Below are 23,524 nucleotides of genomic sequence, written 5' to 3'. Positions count from 1 at the left end.
CCGTCAGTTCACTTCGACCTGCACCACACCGGGCACAGCGCGGAGGGCACCCGCGATCTGCGGCGTCGCCTGATAGCGGCCGGGGAGCTTGACCTCGACCTCCCGGTCACCACCGTCGAGGAGGAGGATCAGCGAGACCTCGCCCTCGCCGCGCACCTGCAGGCGCTGCTGGACGCTGACGATGGGGCGCTCGTCGCGGAGATAGACGCGCATGCCCTTCTGGTACCGGGCCACCGCCTCGTCGAGGGGCTCGGCGGTGACGATGCGCGCGCGCACGTCCTCGCCTTCGAGATTGGCCTGGATCTGCAGCACGAGGGGACGGCCCGGCTCCAGGATCTCGCGGTACTGGCCGAGGCCCTCCTGGAAGATGATCGCCTCGAAATGCCCGGTCTGGTCCGAGAGGGTGACGATGCCGAGCTTGTTGCCGGACTTGGTGCGGCGCTCAGACCGGTCGAGGACGGAGGCGGCGACCTTGCCGACGCTGGACGTGCCGGCGCGGACCGAGCGGCAGAACTCGGCCCAGCTCTGGACGCGGAGTTTCTCCAGCAGGCCGGCATATTCGTCGAGGGGATGGCCGGAGAGGAAGAAGCCGATGGCCTCGTATTCCTTCTTCAGCTTCTCGGCCATGGGCCAGGGCTCGTAGGCGGGCACGCGCAGGGTCACGTCGGCCGACGCGATGCCGCCGAACATGTCAACGATGCCCGTATTGGCCGCCTCCGCCGCCCCTTGCGCCAGCTTCATCATCGGCTCGACGGCGGCGCAGGCCCGCGCCCTGTCGATCTCGATGCAATCCATGGCGCCGGCCGCCACGAGGTTCTCCAGGGTACGCTTGTTGATGAGGCGCGGGTTGAGCCGGCGTGCGAGGCAGGCGAGATCCTTGAACGGCGTGTCGCCGCGCGCCTCCACCACGGCCTCGACGGCGGCCCGGCCCACGCCCTTGATCGCGGCGAGCGCATAGCCGATCCGCCCGTCATGGACCTCGAAATTGACGCCCGATGTGTTGATCGAGGGCGGGTCCACCGGGATGCCGAGGCGCTGGGCGTCCTGGCGGAACTCGGCGAGCTTGTCGGTGACGTCGATGTCGAGCTGCATCGCGGCGGCCAGGAACTCCACCGGGTAGTTCGCCTTGAGATAGGCGGTCTGGTAGGTCAGCAGGGCGTAGGCGGCGGCGTGTGACTTGTTGAAGCCGTAATCGGCGAACTTGGCGAGCAAGTCGAAGATCTCGTTGGCCTTCGCCTCTGTGAGCCCGCCCGCGACGGAGCCCTTCACGAAACGGTCGCGCTGGGCGTCCATCTCGGCCTTGATCTTCTTGCCCATGGCGCGGCGGAGCATGTCGGCGTCGCCGAGCGAGTAGCCGGCCAGAAGCTTGGCCACCTCCATCACCTGCTCCTGGTAGACGATGATGCCGAAGGTCTCCTTGAGGATCGGCTCCAGCTTCTCGTGCGGGTACCAGCTCGCCTCGTTGCCGGCATCGCGGCCGAGCTTGCGCTCGCAATAGACCGGGATGTTGGCCATGGGGCCGGGGCGGTAGAGCGCCACGAGGGCGATGATGTCCTCGAACCGGTCGGCCTGCATCTCGACCAGCGCCTTGCGCATGCCGGCGGATTCCACCTGGAACACGCCCACCGTCTCGCCGCGCTTCATCGGCGCGTAGGTCTTGGGATCGTCCAGCGGCAGCGAGGCGAGATCGACGATGATGCCGCGCTGCGCCAGGAGGTCGGTGCAGCAGCGCAGCATGGTCAGGGTCTTGAGGCCGAGGAAGTCGAACTTCACGAGGCCCGCCGCCTCGACCCATTTCATGTTGAACTGGGTCACCCGCATCCCGGTCTTCGGGTCGCGGTAGAGCGGTACGAGCTGTTCCAACGGCCGGTCGCCGATGACCACGCCCGCCGCGTGGGTCGAGGCGTGGCGGTGCAGGCCCTCGAGCTTCTTGGCGATCTGCATGAGGCGCGCGACGACGGGCTCCTCCTCCATCGCCGCCTGGAGCTTCGGCTCCCCCTCGATGGCCTGGACCAGGGTGACGGGGTTGGCCGGGTTCTGCGGCACCAGCTTCGTCAGCTTGTCGACCTGCCCGTAGGGCATCTCCAGCACGCGGCCGACGTCGCGCAGCACACCGCGCGCCTGCAGCGTACCGAAGGTGATGATCTGCGCGACCTGCTCGTGGCCGTAGCGTTCCTGCACGTACTGGATCACGCGCTCACGGCCGTCGACGCAGAAGTCGATGTCGAAATCCGGCATCGAGACGCGTTCGGGGTTGAGGAAGCGCTCGAACAGCAGGCCGAACCGCAGCGGATCGAGATCGGTGATGAGGAGCGCGTAGGCCACTAGCGAGCCGGCACCCGAACCACGGCCCGGCCCCACCGGGATGTCGTGGTCCTTGGCCCATTTGATGAAGTCCGACACGATGAGGAAGTAGCCGGGGAACTTCATCTTCACGATGACGTCGAGCTCGAAGGCGAGACGATCGCGATAGACCTGTTCGGTCATGCCCTCGCAGGGGCCGTGCTGGGCCAGACGCAGTTCGAGGCCGGCCTCGGCCTGACGGCGGAGCTCGGACGGCTCGTCGAGGGCGATCTCCGCCGCGACATCCGGCGAGACCGTCTCCACCGGGAGCGCATCGAGGGCGGCGACGACGCCGAAATTGGGCAGGATCGGCTTGCGAGTGCGCACGCGATAGGCGCAGCGCATGGCGATCTCCACGGTGGCGGACAGGGCATCCGGCAGGTCGTGGAACAGCTTGGCCATCTCGGCCCGGGTCTTGAAGCCGTGGCGCGGGGTGAGCTTGCGGCGGCGTTCGTCCGAGACGAGGCGTCCCTCGGCGATGGCGAGCAGCGCGTCGTGGGCGTCGTAATCGTCGGGCTTGGCGAAGAACGGCTCGTTGGTGGCCACGATCGAGAGGCCGCTGGAATCGGCGAGCCTCAGCAATTCGCGCTCGACCATGCGCTCGTCGTCGAGTCCGTGGCGCAGGATCTCCACGTAGAGCCGGTCCTCGCCGAACGCTCCCTTCAGCTGCTCGAGGCGGGCGGCGGCGAGTTCGACGCGTCCGCCGCGCAGGGCTGTGTCGAGGGGGCCGGCGGTGCCGCCGGTGAGCGCGATGAGGCCGCCCGCATTCTCCGCCAGGGCTTCCACGGTGAGCCGGGGCGCATCCCCCAGGGGGCCGTCGAAATAGGCGCGGCTCGCGAGACGCAGGAGGTTGCCGTAGCCGGCCTCGCTCTGGGCCAGCACCACGACGTTGGAGGTGACGATCTGCGACAGCCGCGCCATCGGGTCCGGCGCCTCGAAGGCCACGGAGAGCTGCATGCCGGCGATGGGCTGAATGCCCGTTCCGGCGGCCTTCTCGGAGAATTCCAGCGCCCCGAACAGGTTGTTGGTGTCGGTTAGCGCCAGGGCCGGCTGCCGGTCGGCGGCCGCCGCCTTGACGATGTCGGCGACCTTCAGTGCCCCTTCTAGGAGCGAGAAGGACGAGTGGACGTGGAGGTGGACGAAACCGGGATCTTTGAGGATGCGCGCCATGACTCAACCCATCCCGAGTCGCGGTTCACGGTCCATTACCATTACCACGTCCGGCGCAATTGCCTGTGGAAGAGGGCCTTTCGGGTCACAGGCCCCCTCCCCCGCCTTTGCCTATTCGGCCGGGAGCGCCAGGCGCTTCGGCCTCGGCTCCTTGCCGCGGGCGGTTTCGTCCAGCGCGTCGGTGAACTGGAGCGCGGCGAGCTGAGCGTAGAGCGCTCCCTGCGCAAGCAGGCTCTCATGCGTTCCGGTCTCGACAATCCTGCCGCCATCGAGGACGAGGATGCGGTCGGCGGCCCGAATGGTGGCCAGCCGATGGGCGATGACCAGGGTGGTGCGCCCGCGCATGAGGGTATCCAACGCGGTCTGCACCGCGCGCTCGCTCTCGGCGTCCAGCGCCGAGGTCGCCTCGTCGAGGAGCAGGATCGGCGCGTCCTTGAGGATGGCGCGGGCGATGGCGACGCGCTGGCGCTGACCGCCGGACAAGGTGACGCCGCGCTCGCCGACCTGGGTGTGGTAGCCCTGCGGCAGGGCGCGGATGAACCCGTCCGCATGGGCGAGTTCGGCGGCGCGATGGATCTCGGCCTCGCTGGCGAGGGGCCGGCCGTAGCGGATGTTGTCCATCACCGAGCCGGAGAACACGGTGGGGTCCTGCGGGACCAGGGACATGCGCTCGCGCAGCGAATCCGGATCGACGGCGGTGATGTCGACCCCGTCGACGCGGACCACCCCCGATTGCGGATCGTAGAAGCGCAGCAGCGCCTGCAGCACCGTGGTCTTGCCGGCGCCCGAGGGGCCGACGAGAGCGACGCGCTCGCCATGCGCCACCTGGAAGCTGATCCCGTCCAGCGAAGGGTGCTCGGGCCGGGTCGGATAGGTGAGGCGCACCTGCTCGAACGCCACCTCGCCGCGCGGCGGCACCGGCAGCGGCAACGGATCGGCAGGCGCCTGGATCGCCGGCTCGGCGGCCAGGATCTCGCCGAGGCGCTCGGCGGCGCCGGCCGCCTGGGCGAGCTCGCCGTAGACCTCGGAAAGCTGGCCCAGCGCGCTGGCGCCGAACACCGCGTAGAGCACGAATTGCGAGAGCTGGCCCGCCGTCATCGTGCCGGCCAGCACCCCTTGCGCGCCGTACCACATCACCCCGACGACGCTGGCCGAGATCAGGAAGATCGCCACCCCGGTGAGGAGGGCGCGGGCCTGCACCGAATTGCGCGCGGCGGAATACGCATTCTCGGAGGCCTGCCCGAAATGCTCCGCCGTGGCGCGTCCCATGCCGAAGGCCTGCATGGTGCGAATCGCCCCGATGGCTTCGGCCGCATAGGCCGAGGCATCGGCCAGCCGGTCCTGCGCCGCGCGGGAACGCCGCCGCACGCCGCGCCCGGACAGGATGAGCGGGAACACGATGAGGGGAATCGCCACCAGCACCAGGATCGACAGCTTCGGGCTGGTGATGACCATCATCGCCACCGCGCCGACGAACAGGAAGGCGTTGCGCAGGAGAATGGAGATCGAGACTCCGAAGACCGCCTTCACCTGCGTCGCATCGGCGGTGAGCCGCGAGACGATCTCGCCCGATTGCGAGCGGTCGAAGAAGGCCGGATCGAGGATGGTGAGGCGGGCGAAGACCGCGCTGCGCAGGTCCGCGACCACGCGCTCGCCCAGGGTCACCACGGTGTAGTACCGCGCCGCGCTCGACAGGGCGAGGACCGACACCACGCCGATCAGCGCCATGAAATAGGCGTCGATGACGCTGTGGCCCTCCGGCGAGAAGCCGTGATCGATCACCCGCCGGAGCGCGATGGGCACGACCAGAGTCGCGCCGGAAGCCGCCAGCAGCGACAGGAACGCCGCCAGGATGCGGCCGCGATAGACCAGTGCGAACGGAATCAGCGGCTTCAGCGACCCGAGGGGTGCCTTGCCGCGGCCATCGCCGCCGGAAATTTTGTTACGCCCGCGAGCCATCTTGCCTCGTCATCGTCTCAAGAAAATACGCGCCCGGGCGATCTCCCGCGCCCGGACGCTTGTTCGGAGGAAGCACGTGGGGTATAGGCCCGCCTTCATCCGATTGCGCGTGATCTAAGGCCGCGGGCCGCCAGGCGGGCCGGTCGGCGTGGCTATTCAAGGATTTCGTCATGGCAAAGAGTGCGGCCGACAAGGCCAAGGGTACCGAGCATCCCGACTACCATTTCATCAAGGTCGTGATGACCGATGGGTCCGACTACATGACCCGGTCGACCTACGGCAAGGAGGGCGACACCCTCAACCTCGACATCGATCCGAACACGCACCCGGCCTGGACCGGTGGTGAGCAGAAGATGCTCGACCGCGGCGGTCGCGTCTCGCGGTTCAATTCGCGTTTCGGCGCCCTCTCCTTCGGCAAGAAGTGATCTCTGCGGACTGACCGACGCGACCGGCTGGTGGCGTCGGAGGGTTTTCGAAACGCGAAAGGGCGGCGCCGACGAGGCGCCGCCCTTTCGCGTTTCCAGGCATCGAGGCCACGCCGGGCCTCGACGCGCCACATCTTAAAGCGCAGGTCTCAATGCGCCACGCCGAAGGCGCTGCGCAGCAGGCCCTGCTGGGCGGCGACGGGGCTCTCGCGGACGATCGGGGTCGGGTGGTCGTCGGAGATGAGCCCGTCGAGATGCAGGATGCGGGCATGGAGTCGGCGCGAGCGGATGGTGAGGTCCTGAAGACGGGCCGGGAGCGCGCCGAACGTCTCGGCGCGGAAGGCCTCCGGCGTCGCGAGGCGGACGCGGGTCTTCTCCTGAAGCGCTTGGGCGGGGGTGATCTCACCCTCCGACACGGCGCGCTGCACCAGCAGCCAGGAGGCGATCTGCATCAGCCGCGTGGTCAGACGCATGCTCTCGCTGGCATAGGACAGGGTACTGTCGCGCGACAGGAGGCGGGATTCCTCGCGCCCATCTCCATCGAGATAGGCCGCCGCCTCCTCGACCATGGTCATGCCCTCGCGGAACAGAACCCGGAAGGCCTCCGAGTTCACGTAGGTGTCACCGAAGCTGACCCAGTCGCGCTCGTCGCGAAAGGTGACGTTGAACTCGTTCATCCTGCCTCCTGTGCCGCTCTCGGACCGTTGTGTCCCGACCTGGGACACGATCAGTGCGTTCGCGACCAGAGGCGCAACACTAGCGCCGAACGCGCCGCCCCGCGCCGTTGACCGGGGGTTAACGTTAACAAGCGGACATCGTGCCAAACGAGCGGAGTCGCACGGCGCCGGGCATGCGCATGAGCGAGGACGAAAAAAAAGCCGCCCGGGAGGGGCGGCTTTGGTGAAGTCGACAGAGGCATCAAAACAACGGCAGATCGAAACCTGCCCCACATCCGGAAAACCGGAGATGATTCCTTCATAAGCCGAAAAGGTTAATGCACGGCTAACGCCGACCCCGCTCGGACGGCGGCGGGCGCGATGGGAAATGCCCGCGCCAGAATTGACTTCGCCCCCCCTCTCCGTCATAAGCCGCGCCATCGCGTCGCCGCGCCCCACGTGGGCGCTCTTCGCGCTTGCAGACACATTTCAGGGCGAGTGAAGATGTCGGTGGGGCTCCTGCAGCCAGCCGGATCGATCCTCGGCCATCGGAGATCGCGCCATGAAGAGAACTTATCAGCCCAGCAAGCTCGTGCGTAAGCGCCGCCACGGTTTCCGCGCCCGTATGGCCACGGCCGGCGGCCGCAAGGTCATCGCAGCCCGTCGTTCGCACGGCCGCAAGAAGCTCTCGGCCTAAGGCATCCGTGCCTTCGGCGGCACGGAACGCCGAGGCCAGCCCCGCTCAGACCATGACCTCGCCCCTAGGCCGCAGGATCGAACCGGCAGTGTCGACGATCGGACGGCTCAAGCGGCGACCGGACTTCCTCGCTGCTGCGGGGGGGCGACGGTTCCATACTGAGCTCATGAGCGCCCAGGGGCGGCTGCGCGATGCGGCGTCCGGGACGCAACTCGCCGATGCCGCTCCGATCGGGGGGCTGCGAATCGGCTTCACGATCACGAAGCGCGTCGGTCATGCCACCGAGCGCAACCGGATTCGCCGCCGGCTGCGCGATGCCGTGGCCCGTGCCTCGGCGGATCTTCCCGATACCTCTGCGGACATCGTTCTCATCGCGAGACGTCCGGCGCTCCACGCCCCGTTCGAGACGCTGATCGCCGACCTGCGCCGCTCCGTCGGCGCGGTGATCAAGCCCGGCGGGACCAAGGGTCGCGAATCGGCACCCTCCTCGCGGGGCCGGCGCAGGTCCGGAAAGCCCGATGCGGGCAAGCCCGGCTCGGGCTCCGATGGAATCGCATCCTCCAAAACAGCATCACTCGCCCTGACGTCGGCGCGCTCGCCCGCGCGAAACGAGGCGGGGACGATGCCCCCTGCCTCGGGCGACGCTTGCCTTCCCTCCCCTCCTCCGAACACACGCGACGGATCTCTCGATGGGTAATGACAAGACGAACATGATCGTCGCGATCGCCTTGTCGCTGGCGGTGCTGCTCGGTTGGAACTATTTCATCGCCGCCCCGCGCGTGGAGGAGCAGCGTCAGGCCGCGCTCCAGAGCAAGGCGGCGCAGCAGGCGGCCAATCCCAACGGCGCGCCGTCGGCGAGCCCGGCGGAAGGCGGCCCTTCGGCCCCCGTGCCGGGCACCCTGCCGAATGCGCAGACGCCGGCGGAAAGCCGTGAGGCGGCGCTCGCCCGCTCGCCGCGCGTGACCATCGATACCCCGGCGCTCGCCGGTTCGATCGCCCTCAAGGGCGGCCGCGTCGACGACGTCTCGCTCAAGGGCTACCACGAGACCGTGGACGACAAGAGCCCGCGCATCGTGCTGCTCTCGCCCACCGGCAGCGCCAATCCCTATTACGCCGAGTTCGGCTGGGTCGGGCAGAATACCGGCCCCCTCCCCACCGGTGACACGGTGTGGACCGCCGACGAGACCGTGCTGACGCCGACCAAGCCCCTGACGCTGACCTACGACAACGGCGCCGGCCTCGTGTTCCGCCGCGTCATCGCGGTGGACGACAAGTTCATGTTCACGATCCGCGACGAAGTCGAGAACAAGGGCGCGAACGCCGTCACCTTGTATCCCTACGGGCTGGTCTCGCGCTGGGGCAAGCCGACGACGCAGGGCTATTACGTGCTGCACGAGGGCATGATCGGCGTGGTCGGCGCCGACGGCCTGCAGGAATACACCTACGATCACGTCGCCAAGGAGCCGGTGCTCGGCAATGCCAGCACCAAGGGCAAGGCCTGGGCGAACGTGACCGGCGGCTTCGTCGGCATCACCGACAAGTACTGGGCGGCGGCCACCATCCCCGATCAGGCCACGCCCTATACCGGCAGTTTCACCGAGCGCACCGACGGCGCCACCAAGGTCTATCAGGCCAGCGTGCGCGGCGACGGCCGCAACGTCGCGCCGGGCACCACCGTGACGGCGACCCAGCAGCTCTTCGCCGGCGCCAAGGAAGTCAACACGATCAACAACTACCAGAAGGATCTCGGCATCAAGCAGTTCGATCTGATGATCGACTGGGGCTGGTTCCACTTCATCACCAAGCCGATGTTCCGCGCGCTGGACTTCTTCTTCCATCTGTTCGGCAATTTCGGCGTGTCGATCCTGGTGGTGACCTTCTGCCTCAAGCTGCTGTTCCTGCCGATCGCCAACAAGTCGTACCAGTCCATGGCCAAGATGAAGGCCGTGCAGCCGGAGATGGCCTCGATCCGCGAGCGCTACGGCGACGACAAGATGAAGCAGCAACAGGCGATGATGGAGCTGTACAAGAAGGAGAAGATCAACCCCGTCGCCGGCTGCTGGCCGGTGCTGATCCAGATCCCGGTCTTCTTCGCGCTCTACAAGGTCCTGTTCATCACCATCGAGATGCGGCACGCGCCGTTCTTCGGCTGGATCCAGGATCTCGCCGCTCCCGATCCGACCAACATCCTGAACCTGTTCGGGCTCCTGCCCTTCGCCGCCCCGGACTTCATCCATCTCGGCATCTGGCCGATCGTGATGGGCATCACGATGTTCATCCAGATGAAGATGAACCCCGCGCCGCCGGACCCGGTCCAGGCGCAGATCTTCACCTTCATGCCCATCGTGTTCACCTTCATGCTCGGCTCGTTCCCGGCCGGTCTGGTGATCTACTGGGCCTGGAACAACACCCTTTCGGTGATCCAGCAATACGTCATCATGCGCCGCAACGGCGTGAAGGTGGAGTTGTGGGACAACCTCGGCGGGATGTTCAAGAAGAAGCCCGCCGACAAGGGTGCGGTCGCAAAGAGCTGACCCGCTCCGGGGCTGGACACCGCTCCGCAACGACGACTCGATCACGGGTCCTCTCCGTTTCGCGACGGGGAGGACCTTCCTGTTTCCCGCGTGTCGGCGCCTCACGCTGGCGGATGCGCCGCCCACGATCCGGAACCCATCCATGTCCCAAGCCGAAGCCGACGCGGCCCTCCTCGAATCCGGCCGTCTGCTGTTCGCGGGCGTGGCCGACTTCCTGTCCTCCGCGCCCACCGTCGCCGCCCTGCCGCCGATGAAGGGCGTCGAGATCGCCTTCGCCGGCCGCTCGAACGTCGGCAAATCGAGCCTCGTCAACGCACTGACCGGCCGCAACACCCTGGCGCGGACGTCGCACACACCGGGGCGGACGCAGCAGCTCAACTTCTTCGATATCGGCGGGCGCCTGACCCTGGTGGACATGCCGGGCTATGGCTACGCCGCCGTGGAGAAGACCAAGGTCGAGGCCTGGACCGACTTGATCCACGATTACCTGAAGGGCCGCGCCAACCTCGCCCGCGTCTTCATGCTGATCGATTCCCGCCACGGGCTGAAGAGCATCGATACCGACGTGCTCGACGGGCTCGACAAGGCCGCCGTGAGCTACCAGATCGTCCTGACCAAGGGCGATGCCCTGAAGAAGGCAGAGATCGAGGCGCGCATCGCCGGCATCCGCTCGGCCATCGCCAAACGCCCGGCGGCCTACCCCGAAATCCTGCTCACATCGAGCCGCGACGATCGTGGCGTGCCCGAACTGCGCGCCAGCGTTGCCCGTCTCCTGTCCGAGCGCGGTGCATGACCGGCTTCGACCGCGCCCTTCTCGCACTCGGCGCTCTCGCCGGCCTGCTGGGCGTCGCCGCGAGCGCGGCGGCAGCCCATATTCCTGGCACCGACAGCCTGAAGACGGCGGCGCAATTCCTGCTGTTCCACGCGCCCGCCATCATCGCTCTGGTGGCCCTGACCGCAACCGGGATGACTCATCGCCTCACGACCCGAGTCGCCGCCGCCGCCTTGGTGATGGGGCTCGCTCTGTTCTCCGGCGATCTGTCCTTACGGGCGATGCACGGCATTCCGCTCTTTCCCATGGCCGCCCCGGCCGGCGGCGTCATCCTGATGGCCGGCTGGCTCCTGGCCGCACTGGTCGCACTGATCCCGACACGGCGTTCCGAACGCTGACTCTCGGCCTGCAGGAACGATGGTGTACGCTCCCCCGGCCCAATCCGAAGGGAGGATCGTTTGCGCAAACCCTGGATTCTGCTCGCCGCCTGCCTCGCGGCCTTGCCCGCCAGCGCCGCGCCGATCGAGGAGAACGAGCCGCTGGTGATGCGGATCATCTTCGAGGATTGCCTCGGCTACATCCGCCACGGCCGCATGCCGTTCCAGGGGCTCGCGACGCGGCCCGCCTCGCGGGAGGCGATCGACACCATCCCGAGCCGTGCGCCGGACCGGGAGAAGGCCGTGGAGCTTTTGTCGCCGCGCTACGTGGCATCCTGGGGCCAGGACGGGAACGGCCGGCATTGCCTCATCCGTACGATCTGGCAGGCCGAGCCTGACACCCGGCCGGTGCGCCTTGGCGTACCGAGCGATGGCTTCCTGCAACGCGTCGATGCGCGCGCCCGCGCCGAGGGTCTGACGAGCAGCGGTATGGCGGATGCGTTCACGCCGATATCCGTCAGTTCCTGGTCCGAGGGCGAAACCGGCCACGACAGCGGTCCGCTGCGGCCCATCAGCTTCTCGCTCGTGGCCTCTGGCGCCGACGAGGCCCGGGGCCTCGCCGATGCCGGCGTGATCGCCATGGGCGGTCCGCCGCAGGGGCGCCCCTGAAAGCCCGAACCTTGTCCCATGCGGCGGATCGGAATGTCTGATCAGGACGATCGGCGGGCTCGCGTCACGTAGTCGGGTCAGCCCCCCAAAAAAAGAGGCCGCCCCCTACGGCATGACCGGCGGGTGGTAGGTCAGCGTGAAGGCCAGCGCCCAGAGCAGGAACAGCACCACCGGCAGGTGGATGATGAGCTGTAGGAAGCTGAACCCGACGATGTCGCGGGCCTTGAGGCCGAGGATGCCGAGAAGCGGCAGCATCCAGAACGGGTTGATCAGGTTCGGCAACGCCTCGGCGGCGTTGTAGATCATCACCGCCCAGCCGAGATGGACCTGCAGCTCGTTGGCCGCCTGCATGACGTAGGGCGCTTCCAGCAGCCACTTGCCGCCGCCGGACGGCACGAAGAAGCCGAGCACCGCCGAATAGACACCCATGGAGATCGGGAAGCTGCCCGTGGTGTTCAGGGCCACGAACGCGTGGGTGATCACGTCCGAGACCGAGGTACCACCCGCGTTCTTCGCATTGGTCAGCATGGCGCTGATCGCCGCGTAGAGGGGGAACTGGATCAGCACGCCGGCGGTGGCCGGCACCGCTTTGGCGACGGAGGCGAGGAAGTTCCGCGGCCGCCAATGCAGCAGCAGGCCGAGGGTGAGGAAGAGCAGGTTGTAGGTGTTGAGGTTGGAGATCGCTGTGATCCAGGATTGGCGCGCGAATTCCTGGTAGAGCCAGCCGCCGGCGATGATGACGAGAAGCAGGGTCAGGATCGGCGAATGCTCCAGCCATTCCGAAGGCTGCTGCGGCCGGGACTCGTCCGGCTTGTCGCGCGAGACGTCGAGGCCGAGGTCGTCGGCCGTCACGGCGGTGGCGGGCTGGGGCGCCGACACGTAGGCGATGACGATCGAGATCACGAAGAGGATCAGGGCGATCAGCATCGACTGCCAGAGGAAGATCGTCTCGCTGAACGGAATCACGCCGGTGATCGGCAGGAGGCTCGGCGGCAGGCTTTTGGGATTGGCCTGCAACTGCGCGGCCGATGAGCTGAGGCCCATGGCCCAGGTGGCGCCGAGGCCGAGATAGGCGGCCGCCCCCGCGGCCCGGTAGTCCATGCGGAGTTCGGTACGGCGGGCGAGCGCGCGGGCGAGAAGGCCGCCGAAGATCAGGCTGAGGCCCCAGCTCAGGAACGACGACAGCATCGTCGCCGCCGCCACGAAGCCGACCGCACCCCGGCCGGTCTTCGGCACGAGGGCGAGCCGGTCGATCAGCCGCTGAACCGGCGGCGCCGTCGCCACCACGTAGCCGCCGATGGTGACGAAGGCCATCTGCATGGTGAAGGGGATCAGGCTCCAGAATCCGTCGCCGAAGCTCTTGGCCACCGTCATCGCGGGAGCGCCATTGGCCAGCGCCCCGAGGGCCACGATGACCACCGCGATGGCTACGAAGATGAACGCGTCGGGAAACCAGCGCTCGGCCCAGACGGTGAAGCGGATGCCGAGGCGGGACAGGGCACCATCGGTGGCGACTTCGCCAACGGGGCGGCCGGTTCCCGGTTTGGACGGAATCGGATCGCGGGATTCTGGACTAGGTGCCGACATCTGAAATCCCGCCGTGATCCGGCCTGGTCCACCAGGCCGACGCCGTGCATGTTGCCCAAACATGGAGCAGGCTCAAGCCCGGCGTTTTGGCTTGTCACCAAGCAAAGGCGACCGGCACGCCACCCCTTCAATCTTCCTTCAACACTGCACGCTTAGATCGCATCGGCAATTCTTGAGGAACACGAGGCGTGACGAAGCCGGCGAGCCAATCCCCCGTGGAGATCATCCGCGACCGCCGCCCCCGGGCGGATGCGATGTCCCGCGATTTGACCGACGGGACCGGGTCCGACCGTGATGACGGTGGGAGGAAGGCCTACGGCTCGCAACTGGCGTGGCTGTTCGGCATCCTGGCCAGCGTGGCGGCGATTGCCGGCGCCGTCCTCGTCGTTCTGGCTCTGCCGCCCGTGCTCGATTGCCGAAACCGGGCAGCGCAGGGCTTCTTCGTGGGCCAGACCTATGGGGGCTGCGTGGCGAGCGGGTTCTCAGCGCGGTGGAACCTGCTCGAACAGCGGGTGACAATGACGCTGCGCGGCTCGGGTCGCTGATCGACGCCTCGCATACCACGCCGGGCGCTCCGTTCTCTCGAAATAGCTTGAAGACGGCGGTGCCCCCCGGCGGGACGATCCCGCCGGGGCCGTGAGACAGGCCGCGCCTCAGTTCAGCGTGACGCTCGCCGGGCGCCGCTCCGGCAGGCCGGGATCGTCGCCGATCATCAGGCCGGACGGACCGAGCCGGACCGGCACCGCCTCGCCGTCATGGATGCGGCCCGCGAGCAGCTGCTCGGCCAGCCGATCCTGCACCGCCTTCTGGATCACGCGCTTGAGCGGACGCGCCCCGTAGGCCGGGTCGTAGCCCTTGTCGGCGAGCCAGTCGCGGGCATTGGGCTCCACGTCGAGGGCGATCTTGCGCTCGTCGAGGAGGGTCTGCAGCCGCTTGAGCTGGATATCGACGATCGCCCCCATCTCCGACCGCCGGAGACGGTGGAACAGGATGATCTCGTCGATCCGGTTGAGGAATTCCGGCCTGAAGTGATGGCGGACCACGCCCATCACCTCCTCGCGGACCTCGTCCGTCTCCTGCCCCTCCGTCTGCGCCACCAGATATTCGGAGCCGAGATTCGAGGTCATGATCAGGAGCGTATTGCGAAAATCCACCGTCCGCCCCTGCCCGTCCGTGAGTCGCCCGTCATCGAGAACCTGCAGCAGGACGTTGAACACGTCCGGATGCGCCTTCTCGATCTCGTCGAACAGCACGACCTGATAGGGCCGGCGCCGCACGGCTTCCGTGAGCGCTCCGCCCTCCTCGTAGCCGACATAGCCCGGAGGCGCGCCGATGAGCCGGGCCACGGAGTGCTTCTCCATGTATTCCGACATGTCGATCCGCACGAGGGCGGTGTCGTCGTCGAACAGGAACCCGGCGAGCGCCTTGGTCAGCTCGGTCTTGCCGACGCCCGTCGGCCCGAGGAACATGAACGAGCCGATCGGCCGGTTCGGGTCCTGCAGGCCGGCACGGGCACGCCGCACGGCGGTGGCCACGGCTTCCACGGCTTCGCGCTGGCCGACGACACGCTGCCCGAGCGCCGCTTCCATGGCGAGCAGCTTCTCGCGCTCGCCTTCCAGCATCTTGTCCACGGGCACGCCGGTCCAGCGCGAGACGACACCGGCGATATGGGCCGGCGTCACCGCCTCCTCCACCATACCGTCGCGGGCGACGGCGGTTTCGGCGGCCGCCTCGTTCTCGGCGAGCTCCCGCTCCAACCCAGGGATCACGCCGTAGGCGAGTTCGCCCGCGCGCTGGTACTGGCCCTGGCGCTGGGCCGAGGCGAGTTCGTTGCGCGCCTCGTCGAGCTTCTTCTTGAGTTCGGCTGCGGCACCCAACTTGTCCTTCTCGGCCTTCCAGCGGGAGGTAATCGCGGCCGACTGCTCTTCGAGATCGGCCAGTTCCTTCTCCAGCCGCACCAGACGGTCGCGGGAGGCGGAATCGGTCTCCTTCTTCAGGGCCTCGCCCTCGATCTTGAGGCGCACCACCTCGCGGTCGATGTTGTCGAGCTCCTCCGGCTTCGAATCGACCTGCATGCGCAGGCGCGAGCCGGCCTCGTCCATCAGGTCGATGGCCTTGTCCGGCAGGAAGCGGTCGGTGATGTAGCGGTTCGACAGGGTCGCGGCCGCCACGAGGGCGGCGTCCTGAATACGGACGCCGTGGTGCTGCTCGTACTTCTCCTTGATGCCGCGCAGGATCGAGACCGTGTCCTCGACGGTGGGCTCGGACACGAAGACGGGCTGGAAGCGGCGAGCGAGGGCCGCGTCCTTCTCCACGTGCTTGCGGTATTCGTCGATGGTGGTCGCGCCGACGCAATGCAGCTCGCCGCGCGCCAGAGCGGGCTTGAGCAGGTTGGAAGCGTCCATCGCCCCGTCCGCCTTGCCGGCCCCTACGAGCGTGTGCATCTCGTCGATGAACAGGATGATGCCGCCGGCGGCCGAAGTGACTTCCGACAGCACGCCCTTCAGCCGCTCCTCGAACTCGCCGCGATACTTTGCGCCGGCGATCAGCGCGCCCATGTCGAGGGCCAGCAGACTCTTGTCCTTCAGGCTCTCCGGCACGTCGCCATCGACGATGCGCAAGGCCAGCCCCTCGACGATGGCGGTCTTGCCGACGCCGGGTTCGCCGATCAGCACCGGGTTGTTCTTGGTGCGCCGGGACAGGACCTGGATGGTGCGGCGGATCTCCTCGTCACGGCCGATCACCGGGTCGAGCTTGCCCTCCCGGGCGGCCTCGGTGAGGTCGCGGGCGTATTTCTTCAGGGCGTCGTAGGCGTTCTCGGCCGTGGCGTTGTCGGCCGTACGGCCCTTGCGGAGCGCGTTGATGGCGGCGTTCAGCGACGCGGCGGTGACGCCGGCGGCGGCGAGCGCACGGCCGGACTCGGTGTCCTTCTCCACGGCGAGGGCGAGCAGCAGGCGCTCCACGGTGACGTAGGAATCGCCCGCCTTCTGGGCGGCCTTCTCGGCGGTGTCAAACAGGCGCACGAGTTCGCGCGTCGCCTGGGGCTGCGCCGAGTTGCCGGAGACCTTGGGCTGCTTGGCCAGCCATTGCTCGACCTGGGCGAGGGCCACGCGGGACTGCCCGCCGGCGCGGTCGATCAAACCGGCGCAGAGCCCCTCTGGATCGTCCAGGAGCACCTTGAGCAAGTGGCCGGGCTGCAATTGCGGATGGCCTTCGCGAAGGGCCAGGGATTGCGCGGCCTGGACGAAGCCGCGGGCGCGTTCGGTATAGATCTCGAAATTCATGTCTGTCCTCTCCCCCGTGCCGACGATCCACCGCCCGCCAAGCGGCGCGGCCCCGTCGAGACGTCGCTTCCCGACCGGATGGTCCGGGAAGCCTCGGCGCCGCGAGGGCCGCCGATTGCTCACGATGTAGTGTTGCAAATGAGCACCACAAGACCCGATCACGGACTTGCGTGCGAGTATGGCTTCGGGCGAGGCTGACGGCATGACCGCGACGCCGACCAGCCTTCCCGAACTGCGCCTCGAAGCGCTCCACCGCTACCCCGTGAAGGGGCTCTCGCCCGAGGAGCTGGAGCAAGTGACGCTGGAAGCGGGACGCTATTTTCCGGGCGACCGGCTGTTCGCCATCGAGAACGGGCCGTCCGGCTTCGATCCGGCCGCGCCGAAGCATCAGCCCAAGATCAAGTTCCTGATGCTGATGCGCAACGAGGCCCTGGCCCGCCTCATTACGCGCTACGACGACGAAACGTCGGTGCTGACGATCCGCCAGGGCGACGGCCTCGTGGTCGAGGCCGACCTCTCGACGCCGGAAGGGCGCGAGGCGGTGGAAGCGTTCTTCCGTGCCGAATTCGCGGACTCCCTGCGCGGGCCGCCGAGGCTGCTCGCCGCACCGGACGGCTTCCGCTTCACCGATTCAGCACGCGGCTTCGTCTCGCTCCTCAACCTCGCCAGCGTCGCGGCGACGCAGGACATGGTGGGCGCGCCCGTCGATCCGTTGCGCTTCCGCGCGAACCTTCACCTCACCGGCCTTCCCCCCTTCGCCGAACTCGACCTCGTCGGGCGCATTCTCGCCACGGCGGGAGGCGTGCGCCTGCGGATCTCGAAGCGGACGGAGCGCTGTGCGGCGACGAATGTCGATCCGGCGACCGGCATCCGTGACCTCGCGATCCCCCGGACGCTCTCCACGCGTCTCGGCCATGCCGATTGCGGGGTCTACGCGGAGGTGCTCCATGGGGGCCGCCTCGAACGGGGCGAGACGCTCCGGATCGAGGCGTGAGGCGCTAAACAGGTTTGTATCGCAGAAGCGCGGCGGCCACGTCTGCGAAACCTGCCTCGGAGAGTCGCGAGGCCTGCGGGCCCTGATCGTCCGTCGCGTTCCCCGATGCGGGATCGCTCAGATCGCGTGACGCGGGACGAGGACGATAGCTGCGGCGTAGCCCGCCCGGCGCAGGCCGCGAAGATCGGCATGGCGGCGCTCGCAGGTCACCCTCACGTAGCGCTTCTCACCATCATCGCTCCAAGTGGAAGCAGCCATGGTCTGGCCATGGATCATGCATTCCATCGGCGTGTGCGCGGGAGACACGATGACGTCGAGGGCGGTGGTGCGGGAGCAATCCTGCACCGCGATCATGCTGGAGCAAACGAGGGCGACGGCTAACAATTCGGACATGACGGACCCCTTTTTCGGTTCGGCGAATAAGGTCCGCGGTGTTGCTCAGGCGTCGAGCGGCCGCGTGATTGTTGCCTGAGCGTTCCTCGTCGTTTTTCATTGGACTTGGTCTAGCATGACAGATGCCAAACCTGTCGTAAGGTAGCCTCGATCCGGGCCGGACATGGCTCTCATGCGCGGCGCGAAGACTTCGGATTCACGCGCGAAGCGACACCTTGCCGGCCCGCGATCGGCCGGTGACGAGGCGATCCTCGTTACGGGGCACGAGCCAGGTCGGCTCGGGCTCGGCGCGGGGCAGGATGCTGGCGACGGCATCGAGATCGACGACGTAGCTGTCGGTCAGTCTGCGCCAGACTTCTGCGGGAGAGGCGGTGTCCTTCCCGATCTGGGCGAGGGCGGCAGTCAGATTCCGAAGGCCGGTGAGGGTCGGACGGGCGAGGGTGGGATCCGCGGCGAGCATCGGAGGAAGCGTCCTGTGCAATCGTCCAAAGGATCACAGGACATGGTTAACGCATGGTTATACCCTCCCCCTTGGTGCCGACCGTTCTCACCACCGATCCGCCTTTCACAACGGGACCATTTTTCCGAGCTTTGGCGGCTATGGCGCTTCGCAGTGCGACATCGCTGCGCTAGAAGCGCGTCGTCGCGCATCCCGATCCGGCGCCGTAGCGAGGACAGTGCCTCACGATGAAAGAATCTCTGGCAAAAGACGCCCTCCCGAACGTGCATGTCCGCGCGGAAGTCCTGGTCCAGGCGCTCCCACACATGCAGCGCTACGACCAGGAAATCGTCGTCATCAAGTATGGCGGCCACGCCATGGGCGACCGCGCGGCGGCGGAGGATTTCGCCGAGGACATCGTCCTCCTCGAGCAATCCGGCCTGAAGCCCATCGTCGTCCATGGCGGCGGCCCGCAGATCGGACGGATGCTCGGCCGACTCGGGATCGAATCCGAATTCCGGGGCGGCCTGCGCGTCACCGACGAGGCCACCGTAGAGGTGGTCGAGATGGTGCTCGCCGGCTCGATCAACAAACAGATCGTCGGCTGGATCTCGGCCGAGGGCGGCCGCGCCATCGGTCTCTGCGGCAAGGACGGCAACATGGTCCGCGCCCGCAAGGCGACGCGTACCGTCCTCGACCCGGAGAGCCAGACCGAGCAGGAGATCGATCTCGGCCTCGTGGGCGAGCCCGAGCACGTGGAACGCGGCGTCCTCGATGCGGTGCTGAAAGCCGAGTTGATTCCGGTCCTCGCCCCGGTCGCGTTCGGGGCGGACGGCCAGACCTACAACGTCAATGCCGATACGTTCGCCGGAGCGATCGCCGGGGCGCTGCGGGCCAAACGCCTGTTGCTGCTCACCGACGTGCCGGGCGTGCTCGACAAGGACAAGAAGCTGATCACCGACCTGACCCTCGAGGATTGCCGCCGCCTCATCGCCGACGGCACCATCACGGGCGGGATGATCCCGAAGATCGAGACCTGCATCTACGCGCTGGAACAGGGTGTCGAGGCCGTGGTCATCCTCGACGGCAAGGTCAGCCACGCGGTGTTGCTCGAGCTCTTCACCGACCACGGCGCGGGTACCCTGATCCGCCGTACGTAGCCACGAAGCCCCGGGACGTCTCGTCTGCGTCCCGGGGCACGGCACATTCGAAGCCGGCCGGGGCCGGAGACCGTCACGCGTCTTCGGCCTTGCCGGGCTCGGGCACACCGGCCTTGGCCCAGAACAACGCCGTCGCCTTGCGATAGGCTTTGAGCAGGGCGGGCCCTTCCGGGCCCGCGGGGCCGATCTCGTCCCATATCTGCTGACACAGGCCGGCCTGGACCGTGAAGCGGCCTGGATCCTCGGTCTTCGCGGCGGCCGTCAACGCACCCACGATCTTGCGCATGCGGTCGGCATTCTGCGCGAACACCTCCTCGCGCTCGGCTACGCGACGGCGGGCCGCCTCGGCCTTCGCGGCGCGGCGCTCGTCGGCGGAGACCGCATCCTCGGTCACATCCGCCCCGTCGGGCCGGTACGCAGCCTCAACCTTCTTGAGGGCGGCGCGGCCGCGCAGGATCATCGGCCTGGCGTCGGGTCGCCCCCGACAGGCTACCCGCAGCTCGACGACGAGACGCTTGGCCATATCCACCATCTTGAGCGACGGTGGGGACTCGGAGGCTGAAACGGCCGCCTTCTCCAGGGCTGCGATGATGGACTCCGCGTCCGCCGAAGGTCGCTCGTCGGAAACGTCGGGGCCGGGAATCGCCAATGCCTTGTGGTCCGGCTCAAAGCTCACGATGAAACCCTCTCGATCGATCTGGGGCGCCGCGCCGCGGATCGCTTCCCCGACCGTTCGCGCTGCCGCTCCCGTGTCGGACGCCGCCATGCCGAGAAATCGGCGACACCGCCGCACACGTGTGCCCCGCGCTCGAGCCTTGGTTTCGCAGGCCGGCTGCCGAGACGGGGCGTAGCCCTATCGCCTCGGCCGCGACAGCGTCAAGGCAATCGCCACCACATCCGCCTCATGGCGATACGGGTGAATCTAAAATGGGAAGGAAAGGAAGGTGCCCAGCCATGTCTGAGCACTCGACCGACACGTCCCGTGACCATCGGGACACCATCAGACAAATCAATGATGTGATCAGAGAAAATGGTGCTGCTGGACAGGATTGAACTGTCGACCTCCTCATTACCAATGAGGTGCTCTACCACTGAGCTACAGCAGCCGATCGTCGCGACGTGTCGGGACGAGCGGGGAGTTAGCGGATCAAACGCGGCTTGGCAATCACTTCTCGCCACCTTTGAGCAATCCGTTTGAAACGAGCAGCCCGGTTTCCCTCTTGCAGGCGGCTCGTATGATGCCCGCCAGACCGGATTCGGCGACGGCTTCCGCCGCGTCGGAGGGAGAGAACCAGCGGTCCTCGCGCTCGTTCCGCTCCGGCCAGTGCTTGAGCTGCTTGCGCACTTCCAGGGGGAACACCTTGACCTGGCAGAGGACGAAATCGCGGCTCTTCAGGCGTTTCTCGTAGAGATAGAAGCCGAGCGGCCTCTTGCCGATCTCGCCCAGGAGACCGGCCTCCTCATAGGCTTCCCGGGCGGCGGCCTCGAACGGCTTGCGGCCCTTCATCGGCCAGCCTTTCGGGATCACCCACCGGCGGCTCTCGCGTGAGGTGATGAGGAGGATCTTGAACCCGCCATCCGGAAGGCGCCGGAACGGCAAGGCACCGACTTGGCGTCGAGGCTCCGCCTCACTCTCCAATTGGATTGAACTCATGGCAGGTGAACGCCCAGCCGCCGTCCGGGTTCGACGGGCCGAGGCCGACAGTGAGGCTCGTGACGGGGCACTGTACGCATCCGCGACGAGACGGGCGCTTTCGCAGCATGAGCGATCGGTACGAAGACCATCGAACTCCGGATCATCGGAAGCCCCTTGTCTGTCCCGCTAGGACGGGCCCGCAGGTGTGGAACAGCCGAGGCTGGCTTGGACGTGTCGGACACGGGTTGGCTCTACCGGAAAAAGAAGATTGCCCTCAAGGCAAAATTTATCCGGCAAACTAAAACGGCTTCCCGTGCCTCCAGCGTAGAAAATCCGCGTTCCTACGACACGCGTGTGACACCGCGAACTCAGCCGGCACCGGCGGAATGACCCTCGGCACGGCGATGCAAGGCGGTGTTCAGCCGGCGGCGCTGAGGTTCTCGATCAGGGCATTGAGGTCGGCACGCATGGCCTGGACCTCCGGCTCCGACATGTTGAGCTGGCACATCACGGATTCCCGCACGAGGCGGGCCTCGGCGCGAAGGTCACGGCCATGCTCGGTCAGTTGGATCTCGACCTCGCGCTCGTCACTCCGCCGTCGGTTGCGGATCAGGAAACCGGCCGTCTCGAGCCGTTTCAGAACCGGCGTCAGCGTGCCGGAATCGAGCCTCAGACGGCGACCGATATCCGACACCGTCACGCCATCGGTCTCCCACAGGACGAGGAGAACCAGATATTGCGGATAGGTCAGCCCCATCCGCTCCAGCATGGGCCGGTACGACCGGGTGATCCGATGCGCGGCGGCGTAGAGCGCGTAGCAGAGCTGATTGTCGAGCAGCAGCGGGTCCGTGGTGGAACTCACCTGCTGCTCTGGAGCATCGACCATATACACCACGCGATCGATCCCCAGATCCAGACGAGACGACGCACGACCGGCGACCTCGGTTCCTCGCGTCCGGCTCCGCGCCCGGGGCATCGGACGCGGAGCCGGACGAGGGGCTGCCAACGTCCGAAAGTCTCGTCATTTCGTTCCGATTGCAAGCATTTACCGGACCACAGGCCGCATCCATACCCGATGGCGGCCATGGACGGGATGCCACGCGATCGCGCGAGCCGCGCGACGCAGCCGGCCCAAGCGCACCCTCGCTGTTACGAACGGGGCGGATTGATGCACGAACAGCCTGTGACCGCCCCCTTTTTGGCCTGTGCCTCGGCGGAGGGAGCGGCCACAATGCGGGGATCAAGCCCGTGACAGGATACCACGATGCAGCTCGCCCCTTCAGCCTCCCGCTCCCGCGCTCTTCCGATGGCCATCGCCCTGGCCTTCGGCCTCGGCCTGCCCCTGGCACCGGTCTCGGGTTCGGCGCTCGAAGGCCCGGCTCCGGCCAAACCGGGTGAGGCCACGGCGCCGGCGGCGGCAGCCAAGCCCCGTGTCGTCATCGTGGCCACCGGCGGCACCATCGCCGGCGCCGGTGCGGATGCCGCCAACAGCGCCACCTACCAGGCGGCCAAGGTCCCGGTGGACAAGCTCATCGCCGCCGTGCCCGCCATCGCCCAGATCGCCGAGGTGCGCGGAGAGCAGGCCTTCCAGATCGCGTCGGAGAGCTTCACCAACGCCCAGTTGATCCAGCTCGCCAAGCAGGTCTCGGCCCTGGTCAAACGCGACGACGTCGATGGGGTGGTCATCACCCATGGCACCGACACCGTGGAGGAGACCGCCTATTTCCTCGACCTCGTCGTGAAGACCGACAAGCCCATCGTCATGGTCGCTTCCATGCGCCCCTCCACCGCGATCTCGGCGGACGGCGCCCTCAATCTCCTCGACGCCGTGGTGGTCGCCGGCGCGAAGGATTCCCGCGCCAAGGGCGTGCTCCTCACCATGAACGACGAGATCCAGGCCGGACGCGACAGCACCAAGCGCGTGAACATCAAGCCCTCCGCCTTTTTCAGCCAGTGGGGGCCGCTCGGCATGGTGGTGGAGGGCAAGACCTACTGGTTCCGCGCGCCGGTGAAGCGCCACGGCACGACCTCCGAGTTCGACATCGAGACGATCGACTCCCTGCCGGACGTCGCCATCGTCTACGGCTCGGGCAACATGCACCCCGAACCCTACACCTCGGCCGTGGCCGGCGGCGCGAAGGCCATCATCCATGCCGGCACCGGCAACGGCTCGGTGGCCGGCTACCTCGTCGACACCCTGAAGGACATCCGCTCGAAGGGGGTGCAGATCATCCGTTCGTCCCGCGTCGGCGACGGCTTCGTCCTGCGCAATGCCGAGCAGCCGGACGACAAGTACGATTGGGTCGTCGCCCACGACCTCAACCCGCAGAAGGCCAAGATCCTCGCCGCCGTCGCCCTGACCAAGACGCAGGACACCAAGGAGCTGCAGCGGATCTTCTGGGAATACTGAGCGGATCGCCCCGACCATC

The 23,524-nt window shown here is 67.4% G+C and carries 21 protein-coding genes and 1 tRNA gene; 11 read left to right on the top strand and 11 right to left on the bottom strand.

What is annotated here, in order from left to right; translation table 11 throughout:
* Positions 1-3 precede the first annotated feature (3 nt).
* Together dnaE and ASF34_RS12755 are read right to left on the bottom strand one after the other, a co-directional pair.
* Complete coding sequence (dnaE, locus tag ASF34_RS12760) at positions 4-3,513, bottom strand: DNA polymerase III subunit alpha (RefSeq protein WP_056161481.1); 3,510 nt, start codon at positions 3,511-3,513, stop codon at positions 4-6.
* 111 nt (positions 3,514-3,624) lie between these two features.
* Positions 3,625-5,472 (bottom strand): ABC transporter transmembrane domain-containing protein, encoded by a 1,848-nt coding sequence (locus tag ASF34_RS12755; protein WP_056161479.1) that lies wholly within the window; start codon positions 5,470-5,472, stop codon positions 3,625-3,627.
* Between the two features lie 170 nt (positions 5,473-5,642).
* Between ASF34_RS12755 and rpmE the strand changes: the two genes are divergently transcribed.
* Positions 5,643-5,897: a 50S ribosomal protein L31 gene (gene rpmE / locus ASF34_RS12750; protein ID WP_018045309.1), complete on the top strand. Its 255-nt coding sequence runs from the start codon at positions 5,643-5,645 to the stop codon at positions 5,895-5,897.
* A gap of 149 nt (positions 5,898-6,046) precedes the next feature.
* Here the strand turns inward: rpmE and rcdA are convergent, their stop codons facing one another.
* The gene (gene rcdA / locus ASF34_RS12745; protein WP_018045310.1) at positions 6,047-6,574 is read right to left on the bottom strand and encodes a protease adaptor protein RcdA; all 528 of its coding nucleotides are present in this window, start codon (positions 6,572-6,574) and stop codon (positions 6,047-6,049) included.
* A gap of 541 nt (positions 6,575-7,115) precedes the next feature.
* Here rcdA and rpmH point away from each other — a divergent pair.
* From rpmH to ASF34_RS12715, 6 genes are all read left to right on the top strand, one after another.
* A complete protein-coding gene (rpmH, locus tag ASF34_RS12740; protein ID WP_018045311.1) occupies positions 7,116-7,250 on the top strand; it encodes a 50S ribosomal protein L34 in 135 nt (44 codons plus the stop codon).
* Positions 7,251-7,338: 88 nt separating this feature from the next.
* The gene (gene rnpA, locus ASF34_RS12735; protein ID WP_156465715.1) at positions 7,339-7,947 is read left to right on the top strand and encodes a ribonuclease P protein component; all 609 of its coding nucleotides are present in this window, start codon (positions 7,339-7,341) and stop codon (positions 7,945-7,947) included.
* Positions 7,940-9,784, top strand: coding sequence for a membrane protein insertase YidC (yidC, locus tag ASF34_RS12730; RefSeq protein ID WP_018045313.1), 1,845 nt, complete (start codon positions 7,940-7,942; stop codon positions 9,782-9,784). The genes rnpA and yidC overlap by 8 nt, the downstream gene beginning before the upstream one ends.
* A 142-nt stretch (positions 9,785-9,926) precedes the next feature.
* Positions 9,927-10,577: a ribosome biogenesis GTP-binding protein YihA/YsxC gene (yihA, locus tag ASF34_RS12725; protein WP_018045314.1), complete on the top strand. Its 651-nt coding sequence runs from the start codon at positions 9,927-9,929 to the stop codon at positions 10,575-10,577.
* Positions 10,574-10,954, top strand: a complete 381-nt coding sequence (locus tag ASF34_RS12720; protein WP_018045315.1) for a DUF423 domain-containing protein — start codon at positions 10,574-10,576, stop codon at positions 10,952-10,954. The genes yihA and ASF34_RS12720 overlap by 4 nt, the downstream gene beginning before the upstream one ends.
* A 60-nt stretch (positions 10,955-11,014) precedes the next feature.
* Positions 11,015-11,602, top strand: coding sequence for a hypothetical protein (locus tag ASF34_RS12715; protein ID WP_018045316.1), 588 nt, complete (start codon positions 11,015-11,017; stop codon positions 11,600-11,602).
* 105 nt (positions 11,603-11,707) lie between these two features.
* Here ASF34_RS12715 and ASF34_RS12710 read toward each other — a convergent pair whose 3' ends face one another.
* Positions 11,708-13,189: a short-chain fatty acid transporter gene (locus ASF34_RS12710; protein WP_056161475.1), complete on the bottom strand. Its 1,482-nt coding sequence runs from the start codon at positions 13,187-13,189 to the stop codon at positions 11,708-11,710.
* 188 nt (positions 13,190-13,377) lie between these two features.
* Between ASF34_RS12710 and ASF34_RS12705 the strand changes: the two genes are divergently transcribed.
* Entirely contained in the window at positions 13,378-13,734 is a 357-nt protein-coding gene (locus ASF34_RS12705; RefSeq protein WP_056161473.1) for a hypothetical protein, read from the top strand.
* 108 nt (positions 13,735-13,842) lie between these two features.
* Here the strand turns inward: ASF34_RS12705 and clpB are convergent, their stop codons facing one another.
* Positions 13,843-16,473 (bottom strand): ATP-dependent chaperone ClpB, encoded by a 2,631-nt coding sequence (gene clpB / locus ASF34_RS12700; RefSeq protein ID WP_056161471.1) that lies wholly within the window; start codon positions 16,471-16,473, stop codon positions 13,843-13,845.
* A gap of 202 nt (positions 16,474-16,675) precedes the next feature.
* On the opposite strand from clpB, the gene ASF34_RS12695 reads away from it, so the two are divergent.
* Positions 16,676-17,467: an MOSC domain-containing protein gene (locus tag ASF34_RS12695; RefSeq protein WP_056162038.1), complete on the top strand. Its 792-nt coding sequence runs from the start codon at positions 16,676-16,678 to the stop codon at positions 17,465-17,467.
* Positions 17,468-17,584: 117 nt separating this feature from the next.
* On the opposite strand, the gene ASF34_RS12690 is transcribed toward ASF34_RS12695, so the two are convergent.
* Both ASF34_RS12690 and ASF34_RS12685 read right to left on the bottom strand, forming a co-directional pair.
* Positions 17,585-17,860, bottom strand: coding sequence for a hypothetical protein (locus ASF34_RS12690; protein ID WP_018045321.1), 276 nt, complete (start codon positions 17,858-17,860; stop codon positions 17,585-17,587).
* 196 nt (positions 17,861-18,056) lie between these two features.
* Entirely contained in the window at positions 18,057-18,320 is a 264-nt protein-coding gene (locus ASF34_RS12685; RefSeq protein WP_018045322.1) for a hypothetical protein, read from the bottom strand.
* Positions 18,321-18,547: 227 nt separating this feature from the next.
* Here ASF34_RS12685 and argB point away from each other — a divergent pair, with 227 nt between their 5' ends.
* The gene (gene argB / locus ASF34_RS12680) at positions 18,548-19,459 is read left to right on the top strand and encodes an acetylglutamate kinase (protein ID WP_018045323.1); all 912 of its coding nucleotides are present in this window, start codon (positions 18,548-18,550) and stop codon (positions 19,457-19,459) included.
* 73 nt (positions 19,460-19,532) lie between these two features.
* Here argB and ASF34_RS12675 read toward each other — a convergent pair whose 3' ends face one another.
* The 4 genes from ASF34_RS12675 to ASF34_RS12660 form a co-directional block, all read right to left on the bottom strand.
* On the bottom strand, positions 19,533-20,225 hold the full coding sequence (locus ASF34_RS12675; protein ID WP_244478984.1) for a hypothetical protein: 693 nt from the start codon (positions 20,223-20,225) through the stop codon (positions 19,533-19,535).
* Positions 20,226-20,490: 265 nt separating this feature from the next.
* Positions 20,491-20,565: transfer RNA gene (locus ASF34_RS12670), tRNA-Thr, on the bottom strand.
* A gap of 59 nt (positions 20,566-20,624) precedes the next feature.
* Entirely contained in the window at positions 20,625-21,113 is a 489-nt protein-coding gene (locus ASF34_RS12665) for an NUDIX hydrolase (RefSeq protein ID WP_043764370.1), read from the bottom strand.
* 400 nt (positions 21,114-21,513) lie between these two features.
* On the bottom strand, positions 21,514-21,981 hold the full coding sequence (locus tag ASF34_RS12660) for a MarR family winged helix-turn-helix transcriptional regulator (protein WP_018045326.1): 468 nt from the start codon (positions 21,979-21,981) through the stop codon (positions 21,514-21,516).
* 378 nt (positions 21,982-22,359) lie between these two features.
* Here ASF34_RS12660 and ASF34_RS12655 point away from each other — a divergent pair, with 378 nt between their 5' ends.
* Positions 22,360-23,505 carry a type II asparaginase gene (locus ASF34_RS12655; RefSeq protein ID WP_147831858.1) on the top strand — a complete coding sequence of 382 codons (1,146 nt, stop codon included), beginning with the start codon at positions 22,360-22,362 and terminating at the stop codon, positions 23,503-23,505.
* Positions 23,506-23,524: the final 19 nt, after the last annotated feature.

The sequence above is a fragment of the Methylobacterium sp. Leaf106 genome (assembly GCF_001422895.1).
Classification (GTDB): Bacteria; Pseudomonadota; Alphaproteobacteria; order Rhizobiales; family Beijerinckiaceae; genus Methylobacterium; species Methylobacterium bullatum.
This window is presented reverse-complemented; position numbering and strand designations above follow the sequence as displayed.

What these genes read in the sequence shown, in the direction of transcription:
- dnaE (WP_056161481.1), bottom strand. Translation starts at nt 3,513, where the DNA reads ATGGCGCGCATCCTCAAAGATCCCGGTTTCGTCCACCTCCACGTCCAC.
- ASF34_RS12755 (WP_056161479.1), bottom strand. Translation starts at nt 5,472, where the DNA reads ATGGCTCGCGGGCGTAACAAAATTTCCGGCGGCGATGGCCGCGGCAAG.
- rpmE (WP_018045309.1), top strand. Translation starts at nt 5,643, where the DNA reads ATGGCAAAGAGTGCGGCCGACAAGGCCAAGGGTACCGAGCATCCCGAC.
- rcdA (WP_018045310.1), bottom strand. Translation starts at nt 6,574, where the DNA reads ATGAACGAGTTCAACGTCACCTTTCGCGACGAGCGCGACTGGGTCAGC.
- rpmH (WP_018045311.1), top strand. Translation starts at nt 7,116, where the DNA reads ATGAAGAGAACTTATCAGCCCAGCAAGCTCGTGCGTAAGCGCCGCCAC.
- yidC (WP_018045313.1), top strand. Translation starts at nt 7,940, where the DNA reads ATGGGTAATGACAAGACGAACATGATCGTCGCGATCGCCTTGTCGCTG.
- yihA (WP_018045314.1), top strand. Translation starts at nt 9,927, where the DNA reads ATGTCCCAAGCCGAAGCCGACGCGGCCCTCCTCGAATCCGGCCGTCTG.
- ASF34_RS12720 (WP_018045315.1), top strand. Translation starts at nt 10,574, where the DNA reads ATGACCGGCTTCGACCGCGCCCTTCTCGCACTCGGCGCTCTCGCCGGC.
- ASF34_RS12710 (WP_056161475.1), bottom strand. Translation starts at nt 13,189, where the DNA reads ATGTCGGCACCTAGTCCAGAATCCCGCGATCCGATTCCGTCCAAACCG.
- clpB (WP_056161471.1), bottom strand. Translation starts at nt 16,473, where the DNA reads ATGAATTTCGAGATCTATACCGAACGCGCCCGCGGCTTCGTCCAGGCC.
- ASF34_RS12695 (WP_056162038.1), top strand. Translation starts at nt 16,676, where the DNA reads ATGACCGCGACGCCGACCAGCCTTCCCGAACTGCGCCTCGAAGCGCTC.
- ASF34_RS12690 (WP_018045321.1), bottom strand. Translation starts at nt 17,860, where the DNA reads ATGTCCGAATTGTTAGCCGTCGCCCTCGTTTGCTCCAGCATGATCGCG.
- ASF34_RS12685 (WP_018045322.1), bottom strand. Translation starts at nt 18,320, where the DNA reads ATGCTCGCCGCGGATCCCACCCTCGCCCGTCCGACCCTCACCGGCCTT.
- argB (WP_018045323.1), top strand. Translation starts at nt 18,548, where the DNA reads ATGAAAGAATCTCTGGCAAAAGACGCCCTCCCGAACGTGCATGTCCGC.
- ASF34_RS12675 (WP_244478984.1), bottom strand. Translation starts at nt 20,225, where the DNA reads ATGGCGGCGTCCGACACGGGAGCGGCAGCGCGAACGGTCGGGGAAGCG.
- ASF34_RS12665 (WP_043764370.1), bottom strand. Translation starts at nt 21,113, where the DNA reads ATGAGTTCAATCCAATTGGAGAGTGAGGCGGAGCCTCGACGCCAAGTC.
- ASF34_RS12660 (WP_018045326.1), bottom strand. Translation starts at nt 21,981, where the DNA reads ATGGTCGATGCTCCAGAGCAGCAGGTGAGTTCCACCACGGACCCGCTG.
- ASF34_RS12655 (WP_147831858.1), top strand. Translation starts at nt 22,360, where the DNA reads ATGCAGCTCGCCCCTTCAGCCTCCCGCTCCCGCGCTCTTCCGATGGCC.